Annotated in this window: 23 protein-coding genes and 1 riboswitch; of the genes, 13 read left to right on the plus strand and 10 right to left on the minus strand. The window is 58.0% G+C overall.

The window, feature by feature from the left end; genetic code table 11:
- Positions 1 to 250 precede the first annotated feature (250 nt).
- Positions 251 to 1,411, plus strand: coding sequence for a GumK N-terminal domain-containing glycosyltransferase (locus tag GDN47_RS03965; protein WP_186450296.1), 1,161 nt, complete (start codon positions 251 to 253; stop codon positions 1,409 to 1,411).
- Between the two features lie 4 nt (positions 1,412 to 1,415).
- Here the strand turns inward: GDN47_RS03965 and GDN47_RS03970 are convergent, their stop codons facing one another.
- The gene (locus tag GDN47_RS03970; protein WP_113332858.1) at positions 1,416 to 2,924 is read right to left on the minus strand and encodes an oligosaccharide flippase family protein; all 1,509 of its coding nucleotides are present in this window, start codon (positions 2,922 to 2,924) and stop codon (positions 1,416 to 1,418) included.
- Between the two features lie 72 nt (positions 2,925 to 2,996).
- Here GDN47_RS03970 and GDN47_RS03975 point away from each other — a divergent pair, with 72 nt between their 5' ends.
- Entirely contained in the window at positions 2,997 to 3,956 is a 960-nt protein-coding gene (locus tag GDN47_RS03975) for an ATP-grasp fold amidoligase family protein (protein WP_233789753.1), read from the plus strand.
- Positions 3,957 to 4,015: 59 nt separating this feature from the next.
- The gene (locus GDN47_RS03980) at positions 4,016 to 4,504 is read left to right on the plus strand and encodes a heme-degrading domain-containing protein (protein WP_113332860.1); all 489 of its coding nucleotides are present in this window, start codon (positions 4,016 to 4,018) and stop codon (positions 4,502 to 4,504) included.
- A 42-nt stretch (positions 4,505 to 4,546) separates the two neighbouring features.
- Here the strand turns inward: GDN47_RS03980 and GDN47_RS03985 are convergent, their stop codons facing one another.
- Positions 4,547 to 5,803, minus strand: coding sequence for an AGE family epimerase/isomerase (locus tag GDN47_RS03985; RefSeq protein WP_113352051.1), 1,257 nt, complete (start codon positions 5,801 to 5,803; stop codon positions 4,547 to 4,549).
- A 268-nt stretch (positions 5,804 to 6,071) separates the two neighbouring features.
- On the opposite strand from GDN47_RS03985, the gene metH reads away from it, so the two are divergent.
- Positions 6,072 to 9,848 (plus strand): methionine synthase, encoded by a 3,777-nt coding sequence (metH, locus tag GDN47_RS03990; RefSeq protein WP_113351927.1) that lies wholly within the window; start codon positions 6,072 to 6,074, stop codon positions 9,846 to 9,848.
- A gap of 130 nt (positions 9,849 to 9,978) precedes the next feature.
- On the opposite strand, the gene GDN47_RS03995 is transcribed toward metH, so the two are convergent.
- Entirely contained in the window at positions 9,979 to 10,743 is a 765-nt protein-coding gene (locus tag GDN47_RS03995) for a GntR family transcriptional regulator (RefSeq protein WP_145632591.1), read from the minus strand.
- Complete coding sequence (locus GDN47_RS04000; protein ID WP_113351929.1) at positions 10,740 to 11,624, minus strand: glucosamine kinase nucleotide-binding domain-containing protein; 885 nt, start codon at positions 11,622 to 11,624, stop codon at positions 10,740 to 10,742. Before GDN47_RS04000 ends, GDN47_RS03995 begins: the two co-directional genes overlap by 4 nt.
- A gap of 545 nt (positions 11,625 to 12,169) precedes the next feature.
- On the opposite strand from GDN47_RS04000, the gene GDN47_RS04005 reads away from it, so the two are divergent.
- The 5 genes from GDN47_RS04005 (at position 12,170) to GDN47_RS04025 (ending at position 17,509) form a co-directional block, all read left to right on the plus strand.
- A complete protein-coding gene (locus GDN47_RS04005; RefSeq protein WP_152092642.1) occupies positions 12,170 to 13,429 on the plus strand; it encodes an ABC transporter substrate-binding protein in 1,260 nt (419 codons plus the stop codon).
- A 196-nt stretch (positions 13,430 to 13,625) separates the two neighbouring features.
- Complete coding sequence (locus GDN47_RS04010; protein ID WP_113351931.1) at positions 13,626 to 14,579, plus strand: carbohydrate ABC transporter permease; 954 nt, start codon at positions 13,626 to 13,628, stop codon at positions 14,577 to 14,579.
- Positions 14,580 to 14,591: 12 nt separating this feature from the next.
- The gene (locus GDN47_RS04015; RefSeq protein WP_113332865.1) at positions 14,592 to 15,431 is read left to right on the plus strand and encodes a carbohydrate ABC transporter permease; all 840 of its coding nucleotides are present in this window, start codon (positions 14,592 to 14,594) and stop codon (positions 15,429 to 15,431) included.
- Positions 15,428 to 16,492, plus strand: coding sequence for a Gfo/Idh/MocA family protein (locus tag GDN47_RS04020; protein ID WP_113351932.1), 1,065 nt, complete (start codon positions 15,428 to 15,430; stop codon positions 16,490 to 16,492). The genes GDN47_RS04015 and GDN47_RS04020 overlap by 4 nt, the downstream gene beginning before the upstream one ends.
- Before the next feature lie 12 nt (positions 16,493 to 16,504).
- Entirely contained in the window at positions 16,505 to 17,509 is a 1,005-nt protein-coding gene (locus GDN47_RS04025; RefSeq protein ID WP_113351933.1) for an ABC transporter ATP-binding protein, read from the plus strand.
- A gap of 66 nt (positions 17,510 to 17,575) precedes the next feature.
- Here GDN47_RS04025 and GDN47_RS04030 read toward each other — a convergent pair whose 3' ends face one another.
- The gene (locus GDN47_RS04030) at positions 17,576 to 18,181 is read right to left on the minus strand and encodes a TetR/AcrR family transcriptional regulator (RefSeq protein ID WP_113351934.1); all 606 of its coding nucleotides are present in this window, start codon (positions 18,179 to 18,181) and stop codon (positions 17,576 to 17,578) included.
- Positions 18,182 to 18,301: 120 nt separating this feature from the next.
- Here GDN47_RS04030 and GDN47_RS04035 point away from each other — a divergent pair, with 120 nt between their 5' ends.
- The 4 genes from GDN47_RS04035 to phnF all read left to right on the plus strand — a co-directional run bounded on the left by GDN47_RS04035 (position 18,302) and on the right by phnF (position 20,749).
- Positions 18,302 to 18,748: a tautomerase family protein gene (locus GDN47_RS04035; protein ID WP_113332869.1), complete on the plus strand. Its 447-nt coding sequence runs from the start codon at positions 18,302 to 18,304 to the stop codon at positions 18,746 to 18,748.
- 69 nt (positions 18,749 to 18,817) lie between these two features.
- Positions 18,818 to 19,213, plus strand: coding sequence for a VOC family protein (locus GDN47_RS04040; RefSeq protein WP_113351935.1), 396 nt, complete (start codon positions 18,818 to 18,820; stop codon positions 19,211 to 19,213).
- A 119-nt stretch (positions 19,214 to 19,332) separates the two neighbouring features.
- Positions 19,333 to 20,019 (plus strand): class I SAM-dependent methyltransferase, encoded by a 687-nt coding sequence (locus tag GDN47_RS04045; RefSeq protein ID WP_113351936.1) that lies wholly within the window; start codon positions 19,333 to 19,335, stop codon positions 20,017 to 20,019.
- 1 nt (position 20,020) lies between these two features.
- On the plus strand, positions 20,021 to 20,749 hold the full coding sequence (gene phnF / locus GDN47_RS04050) for a phosphonate metabolism transcriptional regulator PhnF (protein ID WP_113351937.1): 729 nt from the start codon (positions 20,021 to 20,023) through the stop codon (positions 20,747 to 20,749).
- A 39-nt stretch (positions 20,750 to 20,788) separates the two neighbouring features.
- Here phnF and GDN47_RS04055 read toward each other — a convergent pair whose 3' ends face one another.
- From GDN47_RS04055 to GDN47_RS04075, 5 genes are all read right to left on the minus strand, one after another.
- Entirely contained in the window at positions 20,789 to 21,139 is a 351-nt protein-coding gene (locus GDN47_RS04055) for a VOC family protein (RefSeq protein ID WP_152092643.1), read from the minus strand.
- Between the two features lie 58 nt (positions 21,140 to 21,197).
- On the minus strand, positions 21,198 to 21,674 hold the full coding sequence (locus GDN47_RS04060) for a 6,7-dimethyl-8-ribityllumazine synthase (protein ID WP_113332874.1): 477 nt from the start codon (positions 21,672 to 21,674) through the stop codon (positions 21,198 to 21,200).
- Between the two features lie 89 nt (positions 21,675 to 21,763).
- A riboswitch (FMN riboswitch) is annotated at positions 21,764 to 21,910 on the minus strand.
- Between the two features lie 106 nt (positions 21,911 to 22,016).
- Positions 22,017 to 23,078 carry an ABC transporter ATP-binding protein gene (locus GDN47_RS04065; RefSeq protein ID WP_069612572.1) on the minus strand — a complete coding sequence of 354 codons (1,062 nt, stop codon included), beginning with the start codon at positions 23,076 to 23,078 and terminating at the stop codon, positions 22,017 to 22,019.
- An 11-nt stretch (positions 23,079 to 23,089) separates the two neighbouring features.
- Complete coding sequence (locus GDN47_RS04070) at positions 23,090 to 23,878, minus strand: ABC transporter permease (protein ID WP_152092644.1); 789 nt, start codon at positions 23,876 to 23,878, stop codon at positions 23,090 to 23,092.
- Entirely contained in the window at positions 23,875 to 24,768 is an 894-nt protein-coding gene (locus GDN47_RS04075; RefSeq protein WP_113351939.1) for an ABC transporter permease, read from the minus strand. The genes GDN47_RS04070 and GDN47_RS04075 overlap by 4 nt, the downstream gene beginning before the upstream one ends.
- Positions 24,769 to 24,771 lie beyond the last annotated feature (3 nt).

Genomic DNA, 24,771 nt, shown 5'->3' on the forward strand with positions numbered 1-24,771 from the left:
TTTAAAAGGCCGGGTTGATGACCCACTGTTCAATTCTGATCAATTCCAGGCGAGCTGCAGCCTATGAATGTGATGATTGATGATACAACTTTAACCGCATGTTAGGCGCTTGCGGTTCATATCCCGCGGAATTGGGCTTTGGTTGCGGCTATCAATGCCCCGGACATGACTGTTCGTCGCTGCGACCTCATCGATGTTTGAATGTCGGTCATGACATAAACCGGCTGAGGGTCGCTGTTGGGGACCGCCTTTGGCAAATGGTGAACTAGAGCTGGGCAGCCGAGAGGCGCAGCTACGACGAAAAATCGTGATCTTGACGTCGCATGCGTTTTTGCGCGGCTACCGCAAGGCGTCAATTCACTTCATTGCATCCCGCTGGGCCGAGCAGGGGCATGAAGTCCATTTTCTCACTATCGGCCACAGCTGGCTCACTTTGCTTAAGGATCGCCGGCGCTTTCGTGCTTTGTCCCAAGATCAGGCAAACCGGTTTCAGACCATCGCTGCTAATTTGAGAGCCGGCGCATGTCTCCCTCCACTACATGCTTTCAGTTCCGGTAACCGTTTTATCAATGCAGTTAGCCCCGCGCTATTTTGGCTCTATGGCAGCTTTTTCCCTCCCTTTGCGCGCCGTGCTATAGCCGACGCAGATCTAGTGCTGATTGAGAGCGGTTCCGCTCTGGCTTTCTTGTCCAAGGTCAAGAAAATAAATCCAAGGGCGCGGATTTTGTATTTTTGTCGCGATCTACTGAGAACCATCGGGGCTGCCTCGGCGCTACAGGATATCGAAGTTCGGCAGATCGCCCACTTTGATGCGATTTGCGTTCCTTCACAGCGGCTGGGTGCCATGCTCCCCCCTGGCGGGCGTGTGCGTACTATCCCGCAAGGCGTTGATGCGACTCTGTTCGATCGCGAACTGCCATCCCCCTATACCCCCGGTAGCCGCAATGCAATTTCCATCGGCAATATGCTTTTTGACCAAACTTCCGTCGCCGCGATGGCTGCTGCCGCGCCGGATGTGAATTTTCATGTTTTTGGTGCCACATGGAATGGCTGGGCCCGACCGAATGTCACCATCTACGGCGAAAGGGACTTTGAGAGCATCATCCCTTACGTGCAACATGCTGATTTCGGTATTGCTCCCTATCGCTTGACCGCGGATGAGGTCTATCTCGCGGAATCGAGCCTGAAACTCGCCCAATACAGCTATTGTGGTCTGCCGATCCTGTTACCTGACCTCGTACCCTTTACCCGCACCAACGGGATTGCCTATCGATTGGATGGCGAGGTCGCCTGGCGAGAAAAGATCGACGCAGCGCTGGCGATGCAGCGTTCGGCGGCTTTCCGCGATGGAATAATGACCTGGGACGAGGTTGCGCGGCAAACTCTGGCTGCCGCATACGAAGCCCAATAATCGCTCAGCCGGGTACAAGGAAGCTTAGCAATCTGCCAGCGAAAAGACGTGATACGCTCGGCAATCTTCCACCAGCCGTCGTCATCAGAATTTGTACGTCTTCGGTCGTAATCAAGCGTAAGAAACGAATAGCCAACAGATAGGTAATTGCTCCAGCGGGAATGGCGCTTAAAAGTGCCGGTAGCCCATCGAGACTGTAAATGCCGAGGCTTGCTGCACCCGCACAGAGAGCTGCCGCAAGAACCGTTTTCGCCAACGCAGTCAAAGGGACTGTGACGCCGACATATTTCCGGGCCATCCAGCAAAGCAACACAAACGTCAATGTCACGGTCATCGCGCGAGCTAGAGCCGCGCCTTCCAGGCCGAGGGATGGCACGAAAGCGATTAGCAAGAGTATCGTTGCTACAGCGCTTGTAATCTGCACGCGTAGCACAATGGCGCTTCGTCCAGCTGCACTGATGATACCCCAGGGGACCACGGACATGCCGGCAAGCCATACGAAGGCTAGCAGTGTGGTTGCAGCCGGCACGGCGGGCTCGAAAACATCGCCGAAGATCGTCGGCAAAAGCTCAGGCATGATGGCTGCGCCACCCATGCTGATCGGCAGCATGACCAGGGCGACTATGCGGATGACGCGCCTGTAAGCTGCATTGAGAGACTGCGGATCGCTTCTTGCGTGAGCTTCGGTGAAGTTGACGATTAATGCCGGCGATATCTGGAGCATGATCTGTTCGATGAGACCGGCCAGACCGAGTCCGGCAGCGAAGTAGCCGATACTGGTGGGAGAAAGAAAGATGCCGAGAAAAAGGAATTCAATGCGGGAGAGGATGAGGATCTCGATGAGATCGCTGAACCAGATGTACCGGCCATAGCGCAACAGTTCCGGCGATAGATTTTTCCGCGAGTGTCTTGCGGTGGGGTGGACATAGTCGCGCAATTTCAAGGCTTGCGGTAGGTAGCGGGCGATATAGCCGATTAAAGCTCCCGTCGGGCCTAGCAACCAGGCTCCGATGAATACAAGTGGGACCTGCATAGCCCCACCGAGCAGGGTAGTGCGGGCGGTCTGCCCGAACCGGTTTCTTCCGCGTGCCACGGCTGTGGAAAATGCGTAGAACGCATAACTAAGAAAGAGGAGCCCGGTGACCAGCCAGAAGCACGCATGCCATGCATCGCGATAAGCATAGGTGATCGCGGCAAAGAGAAGAATCCCTATACTGACCATGCTGACCGATATAAGGAAACTGCGGAGCGCAGTGACGACCAACGCCTTCCATGCATCACCATCGTCCGCGTGACCGCCCGCATTGCGCAGCAGGGTCTGAGGCAGGCCCATGTCGGCCAATGCTGCAGCTGACGTTGCAATCCATAATGCGTAGGCGACGTTGCCAGACCCCGCAGGACCGAGCAGGCGGGCTGCGATGATGCTGCTCGCAAAGCCCGCGGCAAGCGAGATGAGCGTCGCCGCCAAGCTAATCAACGAGCTTTTTAGGAGATTGGGTACGAACGCGCTCATGGCTATCTATCTTGAAGGCTTACGCATAACCTTGTGTTAAAGGGCGGCTGATAGTTTTCACTTGCTTTCTAGTTGAAATTCGAGACCGTCACCATGATAGATCGAGCCGCCGATCAAGATGGATTTCTCATCCCGGGATATCTGCAGAAGGGATTGCGCGAGCGCGCGCATAACCTTCTCTGGCGGCTCATGTCGCCTTTGCCCGATAAGACCTATTGTGCGCTTAAGTATCGCGCCATTCGCGGCAAATTCCCTAATTTGTCATCCCCTCAAACCTTTACTGAGAAGGTACAGGCGCGCAAATTATACGATCGCAACCCTCTCTTTCCGCGCCTCGTAGACAAGGCCGATGCGAAAGGGTTGATTGGAGAAAGGGTTGGCAGCCAATATGTTATCCCGACGCTTTGGGTTGGGAACGATCTAGCCTCCGTGGATTGGTCAGGGATTTCATTGCCGGCAGTTGTGAAGCCAACCCATGCGAGCGGTGTGGGGCGATTTCTCTACGGTGAAGCCGACGTCGATCGTCTCCTTAAGAACGATCCGTCCGGCGAGTGGCTGGCAATCAATCATTCCCGTTACAACAGAGAGTGGGCTTACAGCCAATTAAAGCCTCGCATTCTTATTGAAAGCATGCTGCTCATCGATGGGCGAGTTCCGTGGGACTACCGGTTCTTCACATTTGGCGGGAAGGTCTCGCATATCGAGATCGACATGCGCGAAAATGGTCGAGGCTATTCGTGCAACTACACTCCCGACTGGCAGAAGCTGCCGTTCTATGACCGGGATTATCTCGGTCTCTATCCAGGCGAAGTAGCCCGCCCGTCGCGGCTCGAGGAGATGATTCACGTCGCTGAAACGGTCGCTCGCGATATCGACTTCGTTCGTGTCGATCTCTATGCGTCGGCAGAGTGGGTCCGCGTTGGGGAGCTGACCTTCTATCCAGGCGGAGGTTTCGAGGCATTCGAGCCGGATGAATATGACTTCTCAATCGGTCAGAAGTGGCAGCTTGGCTTCGAAATACCGAAGAGATAGGTGGACAAATCATTCTCTGCGCGTTTGATAGGCCGATCTATTTTTAAAGAAGGTTTTCCATGACGATCGACCAGGACCTTGCTCGAATCGAATTGCAAGAGGAAACGCTGCGTTTCGATGCTTTTGACCTTTCGACCGCTTGGGTGCTCGGCAAGCTGTTGCGTGACCTCGCCAGCGAGCGCAACATGGGTGTTGCTATTGATATCACGCTTCATTCCATGCCGGTTTTCTACATAGCTTTGCCCGGTTCGACGCCCGACAATTCCAACTGGATCCGTCGGAAGCGCAACATGGTGCTGCGTTACTTCCGAAGCAGCTACGCCAGCACGTTGCGGCTGCAGCAGCAGGGCAAAACGATCGAAGACAACGGGCTTTCCAGCACCGAATATGCCGCGTCTGGTGGCAGCTTTCCGATCTTCGTCAACGGCACGGGCTGCATCGGCGCCGTCACCGTTTCTGGGCTGCCGCAGCGGGAAGACCATAATCTCGTTGTCGAAGCCTTGGCTCTCACTCTCGGCCACGAGCTTCACAATCTCAGCCTCGCATAGAGCGGCGAGGCGGCGCACGTCGATCGGGCGCCGCCGCCGATTTCAGATCTTGCCGCCAGCCTCGGCGATGACTTTGGTCAAGCTTCCCGTTGCCGGGAAGAGGGGGATAAGGCACGCCTGCAGGGCGTGATAGATGTCGCCCTTGCCCGGGAACAGCGTGTGAGCAGGAACGAGATCTTCCGTCAGTTCCTCATGCCAGCCGCCATTGGCACGATCGATAAAGGCCTGGCCGATTACGCTCCAGATCTTGCGGTAGCTTTCTTCGTGGAAATCGCTCGGGACGTGTTCATTCAGATAGTGAGCCGCACCGGCACCCTCGCATGCAGGCCACCAAAGCTTGTTGCGCTTTGCCGGAACATCTTCCCAGTCGAGCGTATAGAAGAATCCATTCTTCTTATTGTCCCAGCCGAGTGACATGGATTGGGAGAAGAGACCCTTGGCTGCTTCCGGCATCCAGTCATGACGCTTTTCCCCAAGCGCCCAGAGTTGCAGGATGAGACGCGCCCATTCCAGCCAATGCCCCGGCGTCGTTCCCGATGGACGGAACATCTCGTTGCCGCGGTAATTCTTGTCGAGCACCCAATCGGCGTTGAAGTGTTCGGCAACGCGCCAGCCGACGGATCCAGCCGAACGGCGAATGACGAGATCGGCAATGCTTTCTGCTTTTTCGAGATATGTCTTGTCGCCGGTCGCTTCGAATGCGGCCATCAGGGCTTCCGTCAGGTGCATGTTGGAGTTCTGGCCGCGATAGGTGCCTCCGTCGATCAACGACCAATCTCGATTGAATTCCTCGGCAATCGCTCCGTGCTTCGCTTCCCAGAACTTAGTATTCAGAATTTCCGTGACATCTGCCAACATGCCATCGGCCAGTGGATGGCCGATCGTCTTTGCGGATGAGGCAGCAAGCAGCACAAAAGCGTGGCCGTAGCCCTGCTTGCTGGAATCGACGGGGCCGTCATTGTTCAGCAACCAAAAGTAGCCACCATGCTCCGTGTCGCGATGATGATTCCATAGATAGTTCATGCCGTGGTCGACAATTTCGTTTGCGCCGGGACGACCGAGCAACGACCCGATCGAGAAGCAGTGCACCATGCGGGCGGTCGAATGAATGCCGCGCACGGGATTTGCCTTATCCAACGGCTTGCCGGCATCGTCCATGTCGTAGAAGCCGCCTTTGGGATTGACGGCGCGGTATTGGAAGAAATCGAAAAGCGCGTCCGCTTGATCAAGCAGCCAACGCCGATGGTAGGCGCGCGTGCTCCAGTTTCCGAGCGCTGCGGGTTCAACCTGTATGTTCATGCCGTCCTCCATGGATTCTTTTCCCGACGCCGTATAGCGCCGCCCGAAAGCGCTGTCATGGCGTTATGGACGAAACTGTGTCGTCGGCACTGCGTTGTCCATGGTCGGATCGGCAATTAACCCATGGTGCGGTTATTTTCCTGAAACGGCCGGAAGGATGGACGCATCGTTCTTGCTATCAAGTGGTTAAAAGCATAGATATGTTGACATAAAGATATCTTTATGTGATCTGATTGTGAAGTCGCAATCAGGCCAGAGGAGTTCGCTTATGTTTGACAATCTTTTTGGTTCGGGAACGGCGAAGCGCGACGGCAGCGAGGTGTTTGAGGCCTTGCGAAAGGCTGCGAGCGAGCGAATCCTCGTGCTTGATGGCGCCATGGGCACACAGATTCAAAGCCTTGGCTTTGACGAAGATCAGTTTCGCGGTCATCGTTTCGTCGGCTGTGCCTGCCACCAGAAGGGCAACAACGACCTTCTCATTTTGACCCAGCCCGGTGCGATTGAAGAGATACATTATCGCTACGCCAAGGCGGGCGCCGATATTCTGGAGACCAACACCTTCTCATCCACCAGCATCGCGCAGGCGGACTACCAGATGGAAGGTGCAGTCTACGACCTCAACAAGGAGGGCGCGGAAATTGTGCGCCGAGCGGCGATCCGCGCCGAGCGTGAGGATGGCAAGCGCCGCTTCGTTGCGGGCGCCATCGGTCCGACCAATCGGACCGCCTCCATCTCTCCCGATGTCAACAATCCTGGCTATCGTGCGGTTACCTTTGATGATTTGCGTCTTGCCTATGGCGAGCAGATCGATGGCCTGATCGATGGTGGTGCCGATATCATTCTGATCGAGACGATTTTCGATACGCTGAACGCAAAAGCGGCGATCTTTGCCTGCGAAGAGCGTTTCGAGGCCAAGGGCATCCGTTTGCCCGTCATGATTTCAGGCACCATCACCGATCTTTCCGGGCGCACGCTGTCCGGTCAAACGCCGTCGGCCTTCTGGAATTCCGTGCGCCACGCCAGCCCCTTCACGATCGGTCTCAATTGTGCGCTTGGAGCCAATGCCATGCGGCCGCATCTGCAGGAGCTTTCCGCAGCCGCGGACACCTTCATTTGCGCCTATCCTAATGCCGGATTGCCGAACGAATTCGGTCAGTATGACGAGACGCCCGAGATGATGGCCGCTCAGGTCGAGGAATTCGCCCGCGAAGGTCTGGTCAATATCGTTGGTGGCTGCTGTGGCTCCACGCCCGAGCATATTGCGGCGATCGCTCAGGCGGTTTCGAAATATCCGCCGCGCCAGCTTACCGAACATCGGCCGTTCATGTCGCTCTCCGGTCTCGAGCCGTTCGAGTTGACCAAGGACATCCCGTTCGTCAACGTCGGCGAGCGCACGAATGTCACCGGTTCGGCGAAATTCCGCAAGCTGATCACCAATGCCGATTATACGGCGGCGCTTGCCGTTGCTCGCGACCAGGTCGAGAATGGTGCGCAGGTCATTGACATCAACATGGACGAGGGCCTGATCGATTCTGAAAAGGCGATGGTAGAGTTTCTCAACCTCATCGCCGCCGAACCGGATATTGCCCGCGTTCCGGTCATGATCGACAGTTCGAAGTTCTCGATTATCGAGGCCGGCCTGAAATGCGTTCAAGGCAAGCCGATCGTCAACTCCATTTCGCTGAAGGAAGGCGAGGAGAATTTTCTCAAGCAGGCTCGATTGATGCGCATGTACGGCGCAGCGGTCGTCGTCATGGCCTTCGATGAGACAGGTCAAGCTGATAGCTACGAGCGCAAGGTCGAGATCTGCTCGCGTGCCTATAAACTGTTGACGGAAGTGGCGGGCCTGTCGCCGGAAGACATCATCTTCGATCCGAATATCTTCGCCGTTGCGACGGGTATCGAAGAGCACAACAACTACGGTGTCGACTTCATCGAAGCGACGAGGACGATCCGCCAGACGATGCCGCTCGTTCATATTTCCGGCGGTGTCTCAAACCTGTCCTTCTCGTTCCGCGGCAACGAACCCGTTCGCGAGGCGATGCATGCCGTGTTCCTCTATCACGCCATTCAAGCGGGTATGGACATGGGCATCGTCAATGCCGGGCAGCTTGCCGTCTATGACAATATCGATCCGGAACTGCGGGAAGCCTGCGAGGACGTCGTGCTCAACCGCCGTCCGGACAGCACAGAGCGTCTGCTTGAGATTGCCGAACGCTTCCGCGGTTCCGGCAGTAAGGAGGCCAAGGCACAGGATCTTTCCTGGCGCGAATGGCCGGTGGAGAAGCGGCTCGAACATGCATTGGTCAACGGCATTACCGAATATATCGAGGCCGATACAGAGGAAGCGCGCCAGGCTGCTGAACGGCCGTTGCATGTCATCGAAGGCCCGCTGATGGCCGGCATGAATGTCGTTGGCGATCTCTTCGGTTCGGGCAAGATGTTCCTGCCGCAGGTGGTGAAGTCCGCCCGTGTGATGAAGCAAGCAGTTGCCGTGCTGCTTCCCTACATGGAGGCCGAGAAGCTCGCCAATGGCGGCGACGGAGAGAGGAAGTCGGCTGGGAAGGTGCTGATGGCGACCGTCAAGGGTGATGTCCACGACATCGGCAAGAATATCGTCGGGGTCGTGCTCGCCTGCAACAATTATGAGATCATCGATCTTGGCGTCATGGTGCCGGCGACGAAGATTCTCGAAACTGCGATCGCAGAGAAGGTCGATATTATCGGCCTGTCGGGGCTCATCACGCCGTCTCTGGACGAAATGGTGCATGTCGCTTCCGAGATGGAGCGGCAGGGCTTCGATATACCGTTGTTGATCGGTGGCGCTACGACGAGCCGCGTCCACACCGCGGTGAAGATCCATCCCGGTTATCACCGGGGGCAAACCGTCTATGTTACGGATGCGAGCCGTGCCGTTGGCGTCGTATCCGCTCTGCTATCGCAGGATGCGCGGCAGGGCTATATCGATACCGTTCGGGCTGAGTATTCCAAGGTCGCGGCCGCCCACGCGCGCAGCGAGGCGGAGAAGGTGCGCCTGTCGATCGCAAGGGCGCGCGAGAATGCCGAGAAGGTGGAGTGGTCTGATTACAAGCCGGTCAGACCGCAGTTCTTCGGAACCAAGGTGTTCGAGAGCTACGATCTTGCCGAATTGGCGAAATATATCGACTGGACCCCATTCTTCCAGACCTGGGAGCTCAAGGGACGTTTTCCGGCAATTCTCGAAGACGAGAAGCAAGGCGAGGCCGCACGCCAGCTTTACAGCGATGCGCAGGCGATGCTGGAAAAGATCATCGCGGAAAACTGGTTCCGCCCACGCGCCGTCATCGGTTTCTGGCCGGCGGGCGCGGTCGGCGACGATATCAGGCTGTTCACCGACGAAAGCCGCAACGAGGAGCTTGCAACCTTCTATACGCTGCGGCAGCAGCTGTCGAAGCGGGACGGTCGTCCGAATGTCGCGTTGTCGGATTTTGTGGCGCCGGTTTCCAGTGGTGTCGGCGATTACGTCGGCGGTTTCGTTGTTACGGCCGGTATCGAGGAGGTGGCCATTGCCGAACGCTTCGAGCGCGCCAATGACGATTATTCGTCGATCCTCGTCAAGGCACTGGCCGACCGCTTTGCCGAAGCGTTCGCCGAGCGGATGCATGAGCGGGTGCGTCGAGAGTTCTGGGGCTATGCCGCGGATGAGAATTTTACGAGCGAGGAGCTCGTTCAAGAAGCCTATGCGGGCATCCGTCCAGCACCGGGCTATCCGGCGCAGCCCGACCATACCGAGAAGGATACACTTTTCCGCCTGCTGGACGCCGAAGCGGCAACGGGCGTAAAGCTCACGGAAAGCTATGCGATGTGGCCGGGTTCTTCCGTTTCGGGCATTTATATCGCTCACCCGTCTTCCTACTATTTCGGTGTCGCCAAGATCGAGCGCGATCAGGTCGAGGACTACGCTGCCCGCAAGGGCATGCCCGTGGGCGAGGTGGAGCGCTGGTTGGGTCCGGTTCTCAATTATGTGCCGGAGAAGCGCGAGGCCGCGGTCGACGACGCAGCCTGACCGCGAGTCATGTCAAAGACTTGCCGAGTTTAGCTTAGAATTTGATTCTATATAAAAGCGCCACCTCAGCCATTCGGTTGGGGTGGCGCTTTTTTTGATTCTGGGATTTTTACGGTCTTGCAGACGTAAGCTAATTTGCGCCAATCGTCAGTTCCGCGACGAAATCATAGGCGTCGCCGCGATAGAGCGACCGGGTGAATTCCACTGCGCGGCCGGAACCGAGATAGGAGATGCGCTCGATCGAAAGGCCGGCAGCGCCGACGGGAACGCCGAGCAAGCCCGCATCGGCCTCCTTCATGTTGGTCGCGGATATGCGCTGCACCGCGCGAACAGGGCGCACCTGACGCTTTTCCAGCTCTGCGTAGAGCGATGTGGTCACGACAGACGGATCCGGCAGGAATTCGCCGGAGACGCTGGCATGCTCGATCGCCAGTGGCTGGTCGTCGGCAATGCGGAGACGGCTCAGCCGCGATACCTTCGTGTCGGCGGCAAGGCCGAGGATCATCATCTCATCCGGGGAGGGCGTGTGGATGCCCTTATGCAGCCATTCGGAGCGAGCTGTCATCCCGCGCCGCGCCATGTCCTCGGTAAAGGATGTCAGCTGCGACAGCCGCTGCTCCACCTTTGAAACGGGTTTTGCGACGAATGTGCCCGAGCCGTGGCGGCGGACGAGTACGCCTTCGGCGACGAGGTCGTCGATTGCCTTGCGGACAGTGACGCGGCTGACCGCAGCAAATTCGGCAATGTCACGTTCCGGCGGCAGTGCATCCCCATGCTTCAGCCTCCCGACCTTCACTGCCTCCTCAAGCGTGCGGCGCAGCTTGACGTAGAGCGGGCCTGTGCCGCCCACGGAAAGGCGCTCCGGCGAGAAGATTGCACTCAAATCTTCGGTCATGCCCTGTTTTCCTCTCCGCCCCGCAGCAGTTTTGCTGCCAGTTCCACGGCGCCGCGCAAGACATCGCCCTTGGGTTCGGCGAGAATCGCCTTGTGACGTTCGTCGAGCCAGGGACGATAAGCCTGAGCGACGCCGCCGAGAAGGCAGATCGAAGGGCATTCCGGCCAAAGCAGCGCATCCAGGCTTTCGGTTATCGATTTCGCTGCAGTTCTCACGATGTCGATGGCGACTGCATCCTCCATGCCGGCATATTCGAAGATAACAGGCGCATAGCGGGCAAAATCCTTGGGCTTGGAGGCGTGCGCAAATTCGACGATCCGTTCGGGATCATTGCCGTATTCCGCCATGATCGATGCCGTCAGCGCTGAGCCGGGTGTCACCCGGTCATGAGCCAGAAGCGCTTTTTCGAGCAGATCGCGACCAAGGCGTGCGCCGCTTGCCTGATCGCCGACGACAAACCCCCAGCCGCCGATGCCCCAGCTTTTGCCGCCGCGGCGGGCATTGTAGACAGAGCCGGTGCCAAAGGCGCCGATAACGCCATCGGCGTCGCCAAGCGCGCCTTGAAGGGCAATGGTTGCATCGGTGACAACACGCGTGCTCGCAAAGGGCAGGGCGCCTTCGACCTGCTTACCATAATTGCCGACATTGGCCCCGGCGGTTCCGATAATGGCAGGCAATTCCCGCAGCAGTTCAGGGGCGAGGTTCGCATCGATCAAGGCCTGCTTTGCCGAGGCGACGATATGTATCAGCGAGTTTTCCAGATCGGAGAGGATGTTCGCCGCGCCGGCTTTGCCGGTGCCGAGCACCTTTCCCGCAGCGTCTATGACAGCCGCCCTGCAACTCGTGCCACCGCCATCGATACCAATTGCAAACTGCCCCATCACGCCTCCGGATGCCGCCTGTTCCCCGTTTTTCCATACAATACCAAAAAAATACCATTTACCAATAGGCAAGGCAGGCATTTTTGATTGTTTTTATCCCATTGAATTGCCTTGTTAAATTAATGAGCTCCAATCTTTTTGTATCCGAAAGTCAAATTCGGCTGGACAATTGGTATTTTTTTGGACTTAATTCGGTCCAAGGGAACAGTGCGAACGGACATCGGCAAAGCCGGCAGAAAAACAACAGCCGGTAAGTGAGGCGGAAGGGCGCGCATCTCGTCGTTGCGCCAGGCCGTTAGGGATCAGGAGGATCCCGTTTTGACGTTCGTCATAATTTTCCCGCGTGGTTCTTGCTGTGTCTCCGTCTAGTGGCGGCGACGGCAATTGATTGGGCTGATCAGGCGCAAAGCCTCTGAAGCCTTTTGCATGGAGGGGTCGGCAATATTGGCGGTCCCTATGGAGCGCTGACCGTCTCCTCGGACAGGCCAGCGGATTTTCAGATCGAGAACAGCGCCTTGCTATGGCGCGGAAAACAGGAGAGGGAAATGAAAACCAATGTTCTGAAAGGCTTGCTTCTCGCATCGAGCCTGCTGACTTCTGTCAGCCTGGCGCATGCGGCCGATGTGACGCTGACGGTTGAAAGCTGGCGTAACGACGACCTGCAGATCTGGCAGGAAAAGATCATCCCGGCTTTCGAGGCGAAGAACCCGGGGATCAAGATTGTCTTCTCGCCGACGGCTCCAACCGAATACAACGCATCGCTGAACGCCAAGCTCGATGCCGGTTCCGCGGGCGATATCATCACCTGCCGTCCGTTCGACGCCTCGCTTGACCTCTTCAACAAGAAGCATCTTGTCGATCTGACCAAGCTGAAGGGCATGGAAAACTTCTCGGCTGTTGCCAAGGCTGCCTGGTCGACCGATGATGGCAAGTCGACCTTCTGCGTGCCGATGGCTTCGGTCATCCACGGGTTCATCTACAACAAGGACGCTTTCGACAAGCTCGGCCTGAAGGTACCGACGACGCGTGACGAGTTCTTCGCCGTTCTCGACAAGATCAAGGCTGATCGCACCTACATTCCGATGGCGATGGGCACGAAGGACCTCTGGGAGGCCGCTACCATGGGCTACCAGAACATCGGCCCGAACTACTGGAAGGGTGAGGAAGGCCGCAAGGCCCTGATCGCGGGCAAGGAAAAGCTGACGGATGCTCCGTGGGTCGATCCCTACAAGGAACTGGCCAAGTGGAAGCCCTATCTCGGCGACGGCTTCGAAGCGCAGGGCTATGCCGACAGCCAGAACCTCTTCACGCTCGGCAAGGCTGCGATCTATCCGGCCGGCTCCTGGGAAATTGCTCTCTTCAACACCCAGGCGCAATTCAAGATGGGCGCCTTCCCGCCGCCGGTCGCAAAGGCTGGCGACACCGCCTACATCTCCGACCATCCGGATATCGGTGTCGGCCTGAATACGAAGAGCAAGCACCAGGAAGAAGCCAAGAAGTTCCTCGACTGGGTCGCTTCCGACGAGTTTGCAACCATCTATGCCAACTCGCTGCCGGGCTTCTTCAGCCTGAACTCGCATCCGGTGAAGATGAGCGATGCGCTCGCCCAGGAATTCGTTTCCTGGCGTGACAATCACAAGTCGACGGTTCGTTCCACCTATCAGATCCTGTCGCGCGGCACGCCGAACCTGGAAAATGAGACCTGGACCGAATCTGCAAACGTGATCAACGGCACGGACACTCCGGAACAGGCTGCCGAGAAGCTCCAAAAGGGCCTCGACAGCTGGTACAAACCAGGCAAGTAAGCATCGCATGATGTGGGCGAGGGGCCTTTCAGGCGCCTCGCCCTTTTCATTATCTTGAGTAATTGGCGATTATTTCGCCGTTACATTCGACACGCCTGATGTCGCTTCCATCCGGCCAGAGAGCCGGGGCAACGGGCGGATTTGAACCTTTGCACTGCCGTCTCATCAGGCAGCCAAGAAAAACAGGCAGAAAGCCATGAGCGACGCCGCGACATCAGACGCCCTTGACGTAACGCCGATCAGGCGCTCCAAGCGCTGGCACATCCTCGTTTTCCTTTTCCCGGCCTTTGTCGTCTATACGGCGGTCATGATCCTGCCGCTGATCGAGACCTTGCGGCTGTCGCTTTACAATGTCGTCGACAATCAATCCGTCTTCGTCGGCCTGAACAATTTCAAGGTCCTGTTCGGCGACGATCGCTGGTCGCATGATTTCTGGAGTGCGCTGCGCAACAACCTGATCTTCTTCGCCATTCATATGTGCGTGCAGAATCCGATCGGTATTGCGCTGGCGGCACTCCTGTCGCTACCGAAGCTGCGCTTCGTCGCCTTCTATCGCACGGCCATCTTTCTGCCGACGCTGCTGTCTTTCGTCGTCGTCGGCTTTATTTGGAAACTGATCCTTTCGCCGCTTTGGGGCGTAGCGCCCGAGCTGCTGAATGTGATCGGCCTGAAGTCATTTTTCGCGCCTTGGCTCGGCAGGCCGAGCACTGCCCTGATTACCGTGGCTCTTATTTCGGTCTGGCAATATGTCGGCATTCCGATGATGCTGATCTATGCCGCGCTGCTGAATATTCCCGAAGAGGTTATCGAGGCGGCCGAATGCGACGGCGTCACCGGCTGGAGCCAGTTCTGGAAGATCAAGCTGCCGCTGGTGTTGCCGGCGATCGGCATCATCTCGATCCTCACCTTTGTCGGCAATTTCAATGCGTTCGACCTGGTTTATACCGTACAAGGCGCCCTGGCGGGGCCGGATGGCTCGACCGATATCCTGGGTACGCTGCTTTATCGCGTTTTCTTCGGCTTCCAGCTGCAGCTCGGTGACCGCTCGATGGGCGCGACGATCGCGACGGTGATGTTCCTCATCATCCTGGCCGGCGTTTCCTTCTATCTTTTCATCGTACAGCGGCGCATCCGTCGCTACCAGTTCTGAGGAGCGCGACCCATGTCCAAGGCACGCACTTCCACCCTTCGCACCGGCCTCGTGCATCTGGCGCTCATCGCCTATACGCTCGTAGCCATCTTTCCGGTGTTCCTGACCGTCATCAATTCGTTCAAGGATCGCGCCTCGATTTTTCGCGCGCCCTTGAGCGTCCCGACGCCATCCTCCTTCAGCATGATCGGCTATGACACCGTTCTGAAGCAGGGGGACTTCCTCACCTATTTCCAGAACAGCTTTATTGTCACGATCGTCTCGATCATCCTGACGCTGCTGTTCGGCGCGATGGCCGCCTTCGCGCTGTCGGAGTACCGCTTCCGTGGCAATACGGTCATGGGCCTTTATCTGGCGATCGGCATCATGATCCCGATCCGCCTCGGCACCGTTGCGATCCTGCAGGGCATGGTGGCCGCCGGCCTCGTCAACACGCTGACGGCGCTGATCCTTGTCTATACGGCACAGGGTCTGCCTCTCGCGATCTTCATCCTGTCCGAGTTCATGCGGACGGTTTCTGACGACCTGAAGAATGCCGGCCGCATCGACGGCCTCAGCGAATATGCGATCTTCTTCCGCCTCGTCCTGCCGCTGGTTCGCCCGGCGATGGCGACGGTTGCCGTCTTCACCATGATCCCGATCTGGAACGATCTTTGGTTCCCGTTGATCCTGGCGCCGAGCGAGGCGACAAAGACGGTGACGCTCGGATCGCAAATCTTCATCGGCCAGTTCGTCACCAACTGGAATGCGGTGCTGGCGGCGCTGACGCTCGCTATCCTGCCGATCCTCATCCTATACGTCATCTTTTCGCGTCAACTCATTCGCGGCATTACCTCCGGAGCAGTCAAGTGAGCCTATCTGAAAAGCCGATCCGCGTTCTCGTTGCCGGCCTTGGCAATATGGGCCGCAGCCATGCGCTGGCCTATCACAACAATCCGGGCTTCGAGATCGTCGGCCTCGTCAACCGCTCCAAGCGGGAGCTGCCCGAGGAGTTGCGGGGATATACGGTCCATCCGGATTTCGAGACGGCGTTGAAGGAGCTGAAGCCGGACCTCTGCTCTATCAATACCTATTCCGACAGCCATGCCGATTTCGCCGTCATGGCCTTCGAAGCCGGCTGCCACGTCTTCGTCGAGAAGCCGCTGGCCACGACGGTCGAAGATGCCGAGCGTGTGGTCGCGGCGGCAAAGAAAGCCGGCAAGAAGCTGACGATCGGCTATATCCTGCGCCATCATCCCTCGTGGATGCGGTTGATTGCCGAAGCGCGCAAGCTCGGCGGCCCCTATGTCTTCCGCATGAATCTCAATCAGCAATCGAGCGGTCCGACCTGGGCGACGCACAAGGCGCTGATGCAGATGACGTCGCCGATCGTCGATTGCGGCGTGCATTATGTCGACGTCATGTGTCAGATCACCGATGCCAAGCCCGTCGAGGTGCGCGGCATGGGCCTGCGGCTGACGCAGGAGATCAAGCCGGACATGTATAATTACGGCCATCTGCAGGTGATCTTCGAAGACGGTTCCGTCGGCTGGTACGAGGCCGCCTGGGGTCCCATGATCTCGGAGACGGCCTTCTTCGTGAAGGATGTCATGTCGCCGAACGGCTCGGTTTCGATCGCCATGGATCAGAACGCCAAGTCCGACGATATCGACATGCATACGAAGACATCCGTCATCCGGCTGCATAGCGCTGAAACGGGACCCGACGGCCAGTTCATCCGGCCGGATCAGGACTTGCATATGGACGGCGAACCGGGTCACCAGGAACTGTGCAACTTCGAGCAGGCCTTCATGCTGAAGGCCATCCGCGAGGATCTCGACCTCAATCGTCATATGACTGATGCCGTTCAATCTCTGCGCATATGCCTCGCCGCCGATGAGAGCGTGCGCACCGGCAAGCCCGTTTATCTATAAGGACAAAAGACTGTGGGATCGCTTCAACTGAAATCCATCCGCAAGGCCTATGGTACGCATGACGTGCTGAAGGGCATCGACCTCGAGGTGAAGGATGGTGAGTTCGTCATCTTCGTCGGTCCTTCCGGCTGCGGCAAGTCGACCTTGCTGCGCAGCATCGCAGGTCTCGAAGACGTGACCTCCGGTGCCGTGCTGATCAACGGCCAGGATGTGACTGTGACGCCGCCCGCCAAGCGTGGCATCTCGATGGTCTTCCAGTCCTATGCGCTCTATCCGCATCTGACCGTCAAGGACAATATGGGCCTGGGCCTCAAGCAGGCCGGCACGCCGAAGGCCGAGATCGACAGCCGCGTCGAAAAGGCCTCTGGCATGCTCTCACTTGCGCCCTATCTCGCCCGCCGGCCATCGGAGCTTTCCGGTGGCCAGCGCCAGCGCGTCGCCATCGGCCGCGCCATCGTGCGCGAACCGGAGCTTTTCCTCTTCGACGAGCCGCTGTCGAATCTCGATGCGGCGCTGCGTGTGCAGACGCGCCTCGAAATCGCCCGGCTGCATCGCAGCCTGCAGGCAACGATGATCTACGTGACCCACGATCAGGTCGAAGCGATGACGCTTGCCGATAAGATCGTCGTGCTCAATGCCGGTGCGATCGAGCAGATTGGCTCGCCGATGGAGCTTTATAACCGCCCGGCCAATACTTTCGTTGCCGGCTTCATCGGCTCGCCGCAGATGAATTTCATCGAGGCCGAGCGCCTCGGCGAAAGCGGCGCCAAGACCGTCGGCATCCGCCCCGAGCATATCACGCTATCACGCGATCGGGGTGCATGGGCCGCCAAAGTCATCCACGTCGAGCATCTCGGCGCGGACACCATCATCTATCTGGAGTCGGAGACCACCGGTCTTCTCACGGCGCGTCTCTTCGGTGAACACAAATACGAGCCGGACGAAATGGTTTATGCGACGCCGGATGCGAACCAGATGCATCGTTTCGATGTGAACGACAAGGCGATCCGGGCGTGAATGGCCCCACCGAGAGGAGGCAATAGGCTCCGTCTCGGCTGCATCTCGTCCGCTTGAGTTGCATCGTCATTCGCTTTGCGGCCGCGGAGGATCGCCCGCTGTCAGAGCAGCCCGCTCAATGACTTCGGCTATGTGGACGGAAAGGGCGGGGTCGGAGACGGCGCGGGCAAGCGTCAGACCACCGCTCAGCGTAGCGAGAAGAACGATGGCACGATCCTCTGCCGTCGTTTCACCAGAGCTTGTGCTCCCCGGCAGGCCGGCGGCGACATCGGCGATGAGTTTTTTCAATTCCACCGTATAGGCGCGGCGCGTTTCCTCATCGGCACGCATGACATCGGGGGAAAGGCTTGGCAGTGTGCAGCTGTCACCGAGATCGCAAGTCCGCTTGTAGCCGAGGTAAAAGCTGGCGAGCGCCTTCAACCAGTCTTTCGACTGGTTTTGCCTGAGCGTTAGGATCGCTTGGCGCAGCTCTTCCAATCCTTCCACGACGGCGGTGCGAAACGCTTCGCTCTTGGACTTGAAGTGTCCGTAGAAGGCGCCGTTGGTAACGCCGGCCGCTTTCGTCAGTGCATCAATGCCTGCGCCGCCGTAGCCTTCCCTGCGAAAGACTTGCCCTGCAGCAGCGACTACCCGCGTCCGGGTCTCTTCCTTATGTTCGGCGCTGTAGCGCATTGCTATCTCCATAGAGAGCGATCTCTCTTTATTGCTTGCATAGAGAGCGATCGGTATGTATCGTTAAAGAGTGATCGGTATATATCAATTGCCGTCATAGGTCCAACAAGGAGATACCCCATGCCCATTACACTTACCGTGTCCGAAGGACTGCTTTCATCCGAAGCGCAGGCAAAAGCTTTTGCCGGACTTACGGGTGCAGTCCTCGATGTTGCCGGCCTGACCGGGAATGAATTTATGACGGCCAATGTCATCGGCTCGATCAATGTGCTTCCGGCCGCACATGTGCTGGCAGCCGGAAAGCCCGTCGCTGCAGCCTTCATCGAACTCAAGTTGCCCGAAATCGCGCTTGCGACCACCGAAGCCAAGCGCGCTTTCATTGCAAGGGCGACTGATGTCGTCGAGCAGGCGGCCGAAGGGCGGATCAAGCGTGAGCATATCTGGTCGAACATCGTCTATGCGCCTGAGGGTGCTTGGGGCATTGCGGGACAAAGCTACAGCAATGCCGATCTGGTTGGCGCTATTGCGAGCGCCGCAGCGCCTGAGGTTGAAGCTCATCGCGCGTGAGATGAGATAATTGGCATTGATACCGGGCGGCTGCGTGGGCCGCTCGTCCGACAACAAGGGAGGCAGGAGATGCAACTCGCCAATTATCTGTTTTTCACGACGCATTGCGAGGAAGCGCTTGCCTTCTATACAGTCTGCGGGCTCGGCGAAGTGACGCTGTTGGTTCGTCATGGTGCTGATGGGGTGCCGCTTGCCAACGAAGCGATGCGGGACAGGGTTATGCACGCTCGCTTTGAGGGGCCAGGCGTCTCGTTCTTCGCTTCCGACAATCACGATGCCGAGCCGATGAGAGGTTCCGCTCATATGCTCATAATGGATGACCGAGAGAGCACCGAGAGGATTTTTGCTCGATTGGCTGAGGGCGGCGCGGTGACGACGCCACTCGCCGTTCAGCCTTGGGGCAGCTACTACGGCAAGCTGACGGACCGGTTCGGCGTGCAATGGATGGTAGACTGCCTGCAATAGGAGCTAACTGATCACGCGCGAAAGATTATCATTATTAGTCCAGTCGTCCGGACGAATTTATGTGACTGTCATGAGGTGGAGTTATAAAGGGTTCAGTTCACTCCAACAGCGAGAGCATGATGACAAGCGCAGCAACGACTTACGCGACATGGCACAAGGAACCGCAGGGCGACGCCGCCATGGCAGAATCGCATAGCCCTTATTGGCGTCACTTCATTGAGACGGTGCCGGAGCGGGATTTCTCCTCGAAGACCGTCCTGGATTTCGGCTGCAACCGTGGCGGCTTTCTACGGCTGCTTTACGCCATGCGGCCGTTCCGACGCGGTGTCGGCATCGATATCGCTTCGGAATCGGTGGCTGCCGCTGTCGAAGCCGCAGGCAACATGCCGCTCCAGTTTCATGTCACGACCGACCTGGCGCCCTTTGCCGACAGCTTCGACGTGGCTTTCAGCTATGAGGTGATCTATCTGCTGCCGCAGTTGCGAGAGCATGCCGAGGGAATGTTCCAGGCCATGCGCAATGGGGGCGTCTATTACGCGGTGACCGGGTGCCACAATGAAATGCCGCTTTGGCCGAAGTGGCTCGAGCTGATCGGCAACAACAGCAACGCGCCCATGCAGGATCGTTCGCCACAGGATTATATCGAAGCCTTCACGGCGGCCGGCTTCGATGTTTCGGTCAGGCGTTTCGGCTATGATGGTTTTGTGCGTGCCACCAAGGATCGGAAATATTATCCGAGCATTCTCGATGCGTTGAGCTATCCAGCCGAATACAAGCTGCTGTTCCGGCTGGAGAAGCGTATCTGATATGGAGACGATCGACCGAAAGGGCGGCAGCGCGCTCTGGCATCAGATCGGCGAGATCCTGGCGGCCGATATTGCCGCCGGGACTTTCGCGCCCGGAGAGAAATTGCCGACCGAGCCCGAGCTGATGCGGCGGTTCGGCGTCAGCCGTTTCACCGTGCGGCAGGCGCTGGGGCACTTGGAGCAGCGTGGATTGGTCCGCGCCGAACAGGGGCGGGGAACCTTCGTTCATAGGGGCGTGCTCGACTATACGCTGTCGAAACGCACCCGCTTCCACAAAAATCTGATCGAGCAAGGTTTCGAACCGGGCGGCGAGCTGCTCGTTCACGAGATCGTGCCGGCGACCGAACGCGTCGCGGCCCATTTAAAGATCGCAATCGGCGCGTCGGTCATCCATCGTCGCGGTGTCATGACGGCCGACGGTATTCCAGTGGAATTGGGGGATTCCTATTATCCGGCCGAACGTTTTCCCGATTTCGATCAGGCTAGATTGAGGCATCCGACAATCTCGGCAGCGCTCGCCAGCTATGGCGTCACCGACTATGAGCGCTTGTCGACGGAGATCGAGGCGCGCATGCCGACGGCCGACGAGGCGCGGATCCTGCGCCAGCCGAAATCCGCGCCGTTGCTGGTGACGCGCAAGGTGGATGCGGATACCGACGGAGTGCCGATCACCTATTCGGAATCGGTCTGGCCGGCCGAGCGCACTACATTCAATCTCGATCTGCGGTGAGAGCGCCGGAGAGCCCTTGAGGCTCTTCGCGAGCTTGAACTAGCGGTGGGAGAGGATATTGACCACCTTGCCGAAGGGGTCGCGGACGTAGAAGCGGCGGACACCCCACGGCTCGTCCGTCAGGTCATACAATATGCCGAAGCCCATGGAGGTGGCGCGCTGATAAAGCGTATCGACATCGTCGACTTCGATGGAAACGTCGGGGACGAGCGTTCCCGAACCGCCCTCGCTGGCGACGCTGATCTGCGGCACTGTTGCCGCTTCAGAGGCGAAGGTCAGGATCCAGCCGTGATCCATGACGATGTCGAGGCCGAGCAGGTCGTGGTAGAAAAGACGGGCCGTGGCGGGATCGGCGGCGGACAGGTTCGGGATGATGCGTAGGACGGTCACTGACGTTTCTCCCTTGTGATGTGGAGGCGAGCTCTAGCCGCGCCTCCACGATGCTGGTTCAGACCGTGACGGCCGGCAGCAACTTGGCGCGCTCCGCCAGGATGTGGCGGCAGGCGCTGGCGACTTCCCGGCCCTTGATGATGAAATGTTCCTTGAAGAACTGGATGTGGGCTTCCGACTCCTGGAAGTGATGCGGGGTCAGGACTGCCGACAGGATCGGCACGCCGGTGTCCAGCTGGACGCGCATCATAGCATCAAGAACCGTATTGGCGACAAATTCATGGCGATAGATGCCACCGTCGACAACGAAAGCGGTGGCAACGATTGCGGAATAACGGCCGTTGCGGGCGAGCGTCTGAGCATGCAGCGGAATTTCCAAGGCGCCGGGCACGTCGAAGATATCGATCGGCGATGCACCTTCCGTCGTCTGCCATTCGGCAACGAAGGAGTCGACCGAGCGATCGACGATATCGGCATGCCAGCGAGCCCGAATGATCGCGACGCGGCTCGGCTGGGTAGAAATCGAAATGGTCATGAATTTTGCCTTTCAAGGGTTGTTGTCAAATATCCCTTGGGCGAACACGCAACATCGCGGCATCCCTCGCGCGGAGGAGGTGCGATCCTGCTTGCTCTCTTCCATCCGGACTATACCGTCGGCTCCGGCATCTCACCGGATCTGCTGACCCTTCCGAAAGCTCGGAAGGCGCTCGCGGGCTCGAGGAAACTCCCCATACCGCCGGTGGGGAATTGCACCCCGCCCTGAGAACGTCCGGACTATAAATGCTTTCTCTCATGAAAATCAAAGAAAAACGCCGGGCTTCTGACCCGGCGTCCGCGAATAATTTTCCAAAATGACCCTGCGACGCAGGGTGCTTTCTCAATCCTGAATCACGAGCAGATCGGAGGAGGCGAAGCGCAGCGTCACCTTCTCGCCGACGCTCGGAGGCATCATCCCGGGGCTGTTGAACATGTCGAAGGAAATCGTGTTGCCAGCAACGTTCATGCGGGTGCGAATGACCGAACCCAGGAAGTGTGCCGAAGAGACTTCGCCCGTGAGAGCGGTATCGCCTTTGGCTGATTCCGCCAGCGAACCGGCTTCCGGACGCAGGGCAAGCGATACGGTATCGCCTGGCTTGTAGGCCGTCACCGACTGCTTCAGGGTCACGCCCTGATCGCCGATCATGATGCGGTTGCTATCGGGATCGACGACCTTGCCTTCGATCAGGTTCAGCGTACCGACGAAGGAAGCGACGAAGCGGGTTGCCGGCGTGTTGTAAATCTCGAAAGGCGTGCCGATCTGATCGGCGCGACCGGCATTCATGACGACGATGCGATCCGAGATCGACAGGGCTTCTTCCTGGTCGTGGGTCACGAAAACGGTGGTGATGCCGAGCTGCTGCTGGATGGCGCGGATTTCTTCGCGCAGCGAGATGCGGATCTTCGCGTCGAGCGCCGAAAGCGGCTCGTCGAGCAGCAGCACCTGCGGCTTGACGGCGATAGCGCGGGCGAGCGCCACGCGCTGCTGCTGGCCGCCGGACATCTGATAGGGATAGCGGCCGGCGAGATGATCGAGCTTGATGAGAGCCAGCATCTCCTTGACGCGCTTATCGATGTCGGGCTTTGCCATGCCGGCCACCTTGAGGCCGAAAGCGACGTTGTCGTGCACCGTCATGTTCGGGAACAGCGCGTAGGCCTGGAACACCATGCCGATATTCCGCTGGTTCGGTTTTAACGCCCGCTGATCCTTGCCGTTGATCGACAGGGTGCCGGCGGTCGGCGTTTCGAAACCGGCGATCATGCGCAGCACGGTCGTCTTGCCGCAGCCCGATGGTCCAAGGAAGGAGATGAATTCTCCCTTCTCGATTTGCATATTGAAATCGTGAACGACCTGAACTTCGCCGAATGATTTCTTGATGTGGGTGAGTTCGAGAAAAGCCATGGTGAGAAGCCTTACGCCTTAACCGGAGCCAGTTTTGAGAAGCGGGAAACGAGCTGCAGCAGACCCATGCTAAGCCAGGTGACAGCAAGCGCAATGATGGCGAGCGCCGAGGATTGATAAGCCTGGTTGGCGCCGACGAGCTGCATGTAAGGGCCGAAAGCCGGACGATTGAGCAGCGAGGCCATCGTGAATTCGCCCATGACGATCGCCAGCGTGATGAATGCGCCGGAGAGGACGCCGCTCATGACATTGGGGAAAATGCAGCGGAGCATGATGGTTGTCCACTTCGCGCCAAGGCTTTCTGCGGCTTCCGTCAGGGTGCCGACATCGATCGTGCGCATCGCCGTGTCGACTGAACGATACATATAGGGGAGCGCCAAGACAATATAGGAGCAGACAAGAAGGAAGTTCGTCGTCTGCTCGAAGCCTGTCAAAGGCAGGATCGATGACGAATTGTAGAGGCGCAGATAGCCGAAGACGATGACGATGGCGGGGATGACCAGCGGCATCAGCGTGATGAACTCGACGATCGGGCGTATTTGGGGCAAACGGAGGCGCACCCAATAAGCCGTAGGCACCACGATCAACATGCCGAAGATGATGGTCAGCAAGGCCATGAGCATCGAATAGCCGAACGCATACAGGAAGTGAGCGTCCGAAACGACTGATGCATAGGCGTCAAAACTATAGGCGTCGCGACGCATGCGCAGTGAGAATTCCAGCGTACCGATGAGCGGAACGATGAAATAGATAGCGCCGATGACAACAGCGATCCAGGCAAAGAATTTTTGCAGCTTCATTTCTGCCACCGTTCCGCGCGAATACGCATGATGATGTAGATCACATTGGAAATGCCAGTGATGACGATCATGCCGAGCGCCATTGCATAGCCGAGATTGGCGTTGTGCAGCACGTCGCCGCGGATTTGCGCGTAGAGCTGGATCGGGATGATGTTCAGCGAGCTGCCCGTCAGCGCGATGGCCGTTGCGATGGCGCCGAAGGCGTTGGCAAACAGCAGCAGCGTCGTGCCAAGCAGGCTCGGCCAGAGAATGGGGAGCGCCACCATGAGCCAATATTGTCTCGTGGTCGCCCCGAGGATGGATGCGGCTTCACGCCATTCCTTTTTCATGCCGTCCAGCGCCGGCGTGATAATCAGCACCATCAGCGGAATCTGGAAGTACATATAGGTGATGGTCAAGCCGACGAAGCTGTAGAGATTGAAGCCTGTGGAATAGAGATTGAAACCCAACCAATCCCTCATCAGCAGCGTGACGAGGCCCAGGCGACCGATCGTGGCGATGAACGCAAAAGCCAGTGGTACGCCGGCGAAATTTGAGGCGACACCGGAAAAGGTAAGGAAGGCATGGCGCACCCAGGCCGGAAGTCCGCCCATGACCAGCGCCCAGGCCAGATAAAAGCCGATCAACGCGCCGCCGAGCGCCGAGGCGACCGAAACCCTGATGCTGATCCAATAGGAGTCCAAGATGGATTTCGTGAACAGATCGCCGATGTTCTTCAGCGTCAGGCCGCCGTCCGGCGTCAGAAAAGCGCCAGCGATCAGATAGATTGTCGGCAAAATCAGAAACAGCAGCGCGAAGATCAGGAAGGGCGCTATGCCCAGCCAGTCAACGACCACGCGTTTGTTGATCAAGGGCGTGGTGCTGATGGTCGATGTTGTCACGGTGCTCATGAT

It is taken from the genome of Martinezella dioscoreae (assembly GCF_009176305.1).
GTDB lineage: Bacteria > Pseudomonadota > Alphaproteobacteria > Rhizobiales > Rhizobiaceae > Rhizobium > Rhizobium dioscoreae.

Bases quoted from the DNA above. Each gene is read 5' to 3' on its own strand.
- GDN47_RS03970 (WP_113332858.1), bottom strand. From the start codon at position 2,924: ATGAGCGCGTTCGTACCCAATCTCCTAAAAAGCTCGTTGATTAGCTTG.
- GDN47_RS03980 (WP_113332860.1), top strand. From the start codon at position 4,016: ATGACGATCGACCAGGACCTTGCTCGAATCGAATTGCAAGAGGAAACG.
- GDN47_RS03985 (WP_113352051.1), bottom strand. From the start codon at position 5,803: ATGAACATACAGGTTGAACCCGCAGCGCTCGGAAACTGGAGCACGCGC.
- metH (WP_113351927.1), top strand. From the start codon at position 6,072: ATGTTTGACAATCTTTTTGGTTCGGGAACGGCGAAGCGCGACGGCAGC.
- GDN47_RS03995 (WP_145632591.1), bottom strand. From the start codon at position 10,743: ATGACCGAAGATTTGAGTGCAATCTTCTCGCCGGAGCGCCTTTCCGTG.
- GDN47_RS04000 (WP_113351929.1), bottom strand. From the start codon at position 11,624: ATGGGGCAGTTTGCAATTGGTATCGATGGCGGTGGCACGAGTTGCAGG.
- GDN47_RS04005 (WP_152092642.1), top strand. From the start codon at position 12,170: ATGAAAACCAATGTTCTGAAAGGCTTGCTTCTCGCATCGAGCCTGCTG.
- GDN47_RS04010 (WP_113351931.1), top strand. From the start codon at position 13,626: ATGAGCGACGCCGCGACATCAGACGCCCTTGACGTAACGCCGATCAGG.
- GDN47_RS04015 (WP_113332865.1), top strand. From the start codon at position 14,592: ATGTCCAAGGCACGCACTTCCACCCTTCGCACCGGCCTCGTGCATCTG.
- GDN47_RS04030 (WP_113351934.1), bottom strand. From the start codon at position 18,181: ATGCGCTACAGCGCCGAACATAAGGAAGAGACCCGGACGCGGGTAGTC.
- GDN47_RS04035 (WP_113332869.1), top strand. From the start codon at position 18,302: ATGCCCATTACACTTACCGTGTCCGAAGGACTGCTTTCATCCGAAGCG.
- GDN47_RS04040 (WP_113351935.1), top strand. From the start codon at position 18,818: ATGCAACTCGCCAATTATCTGTTTTTCACGACGCATTGCGAGGAAGCG.
- GDN47_RS04045 (WP_113351936.1), top strand. From the start codon at position 19,333: ATGACAAGCGCAGCAACGACTTACGCGACATGGCACAAGGAACCGCAG.
- phnF (WP_113351937.1), top strand. From the start codon at position 20,021: ATGGAGACGATCGACCGAAAGGGCGGCAGCGCGCTCTGGCATCAGATC.
- GDN47_RS04060 (WP_113332874.1), bottom strand. From the start codon at position 21,674: ATGACCATTTCGATTTCTACCCAGCCGAGCCGCGTCGCGATCATTCGG.
- GDN47_RS04065 (WP_069612572.1), bottom strand. From the start codon at position 23,078: ATGGCTTTTCTCGAACTCACCCACATCAAGAAATCATTCGGCGAAGTT.
- GDN47_RS04070 (WP_152092644.1), bottom strand. From the start codon at position 23,878: ATGAAGCTGCAAAAATTCTTTGCCTGGATCGCTGTTGTCATCGGCGCT.
- GDN47_RS04075 (WP_113351939.1), bottom strand. From the start codon at position 24,768: ATGAGCACCGTGACAACATCGACCATCAGCACCACGCCCTTGATCAAC.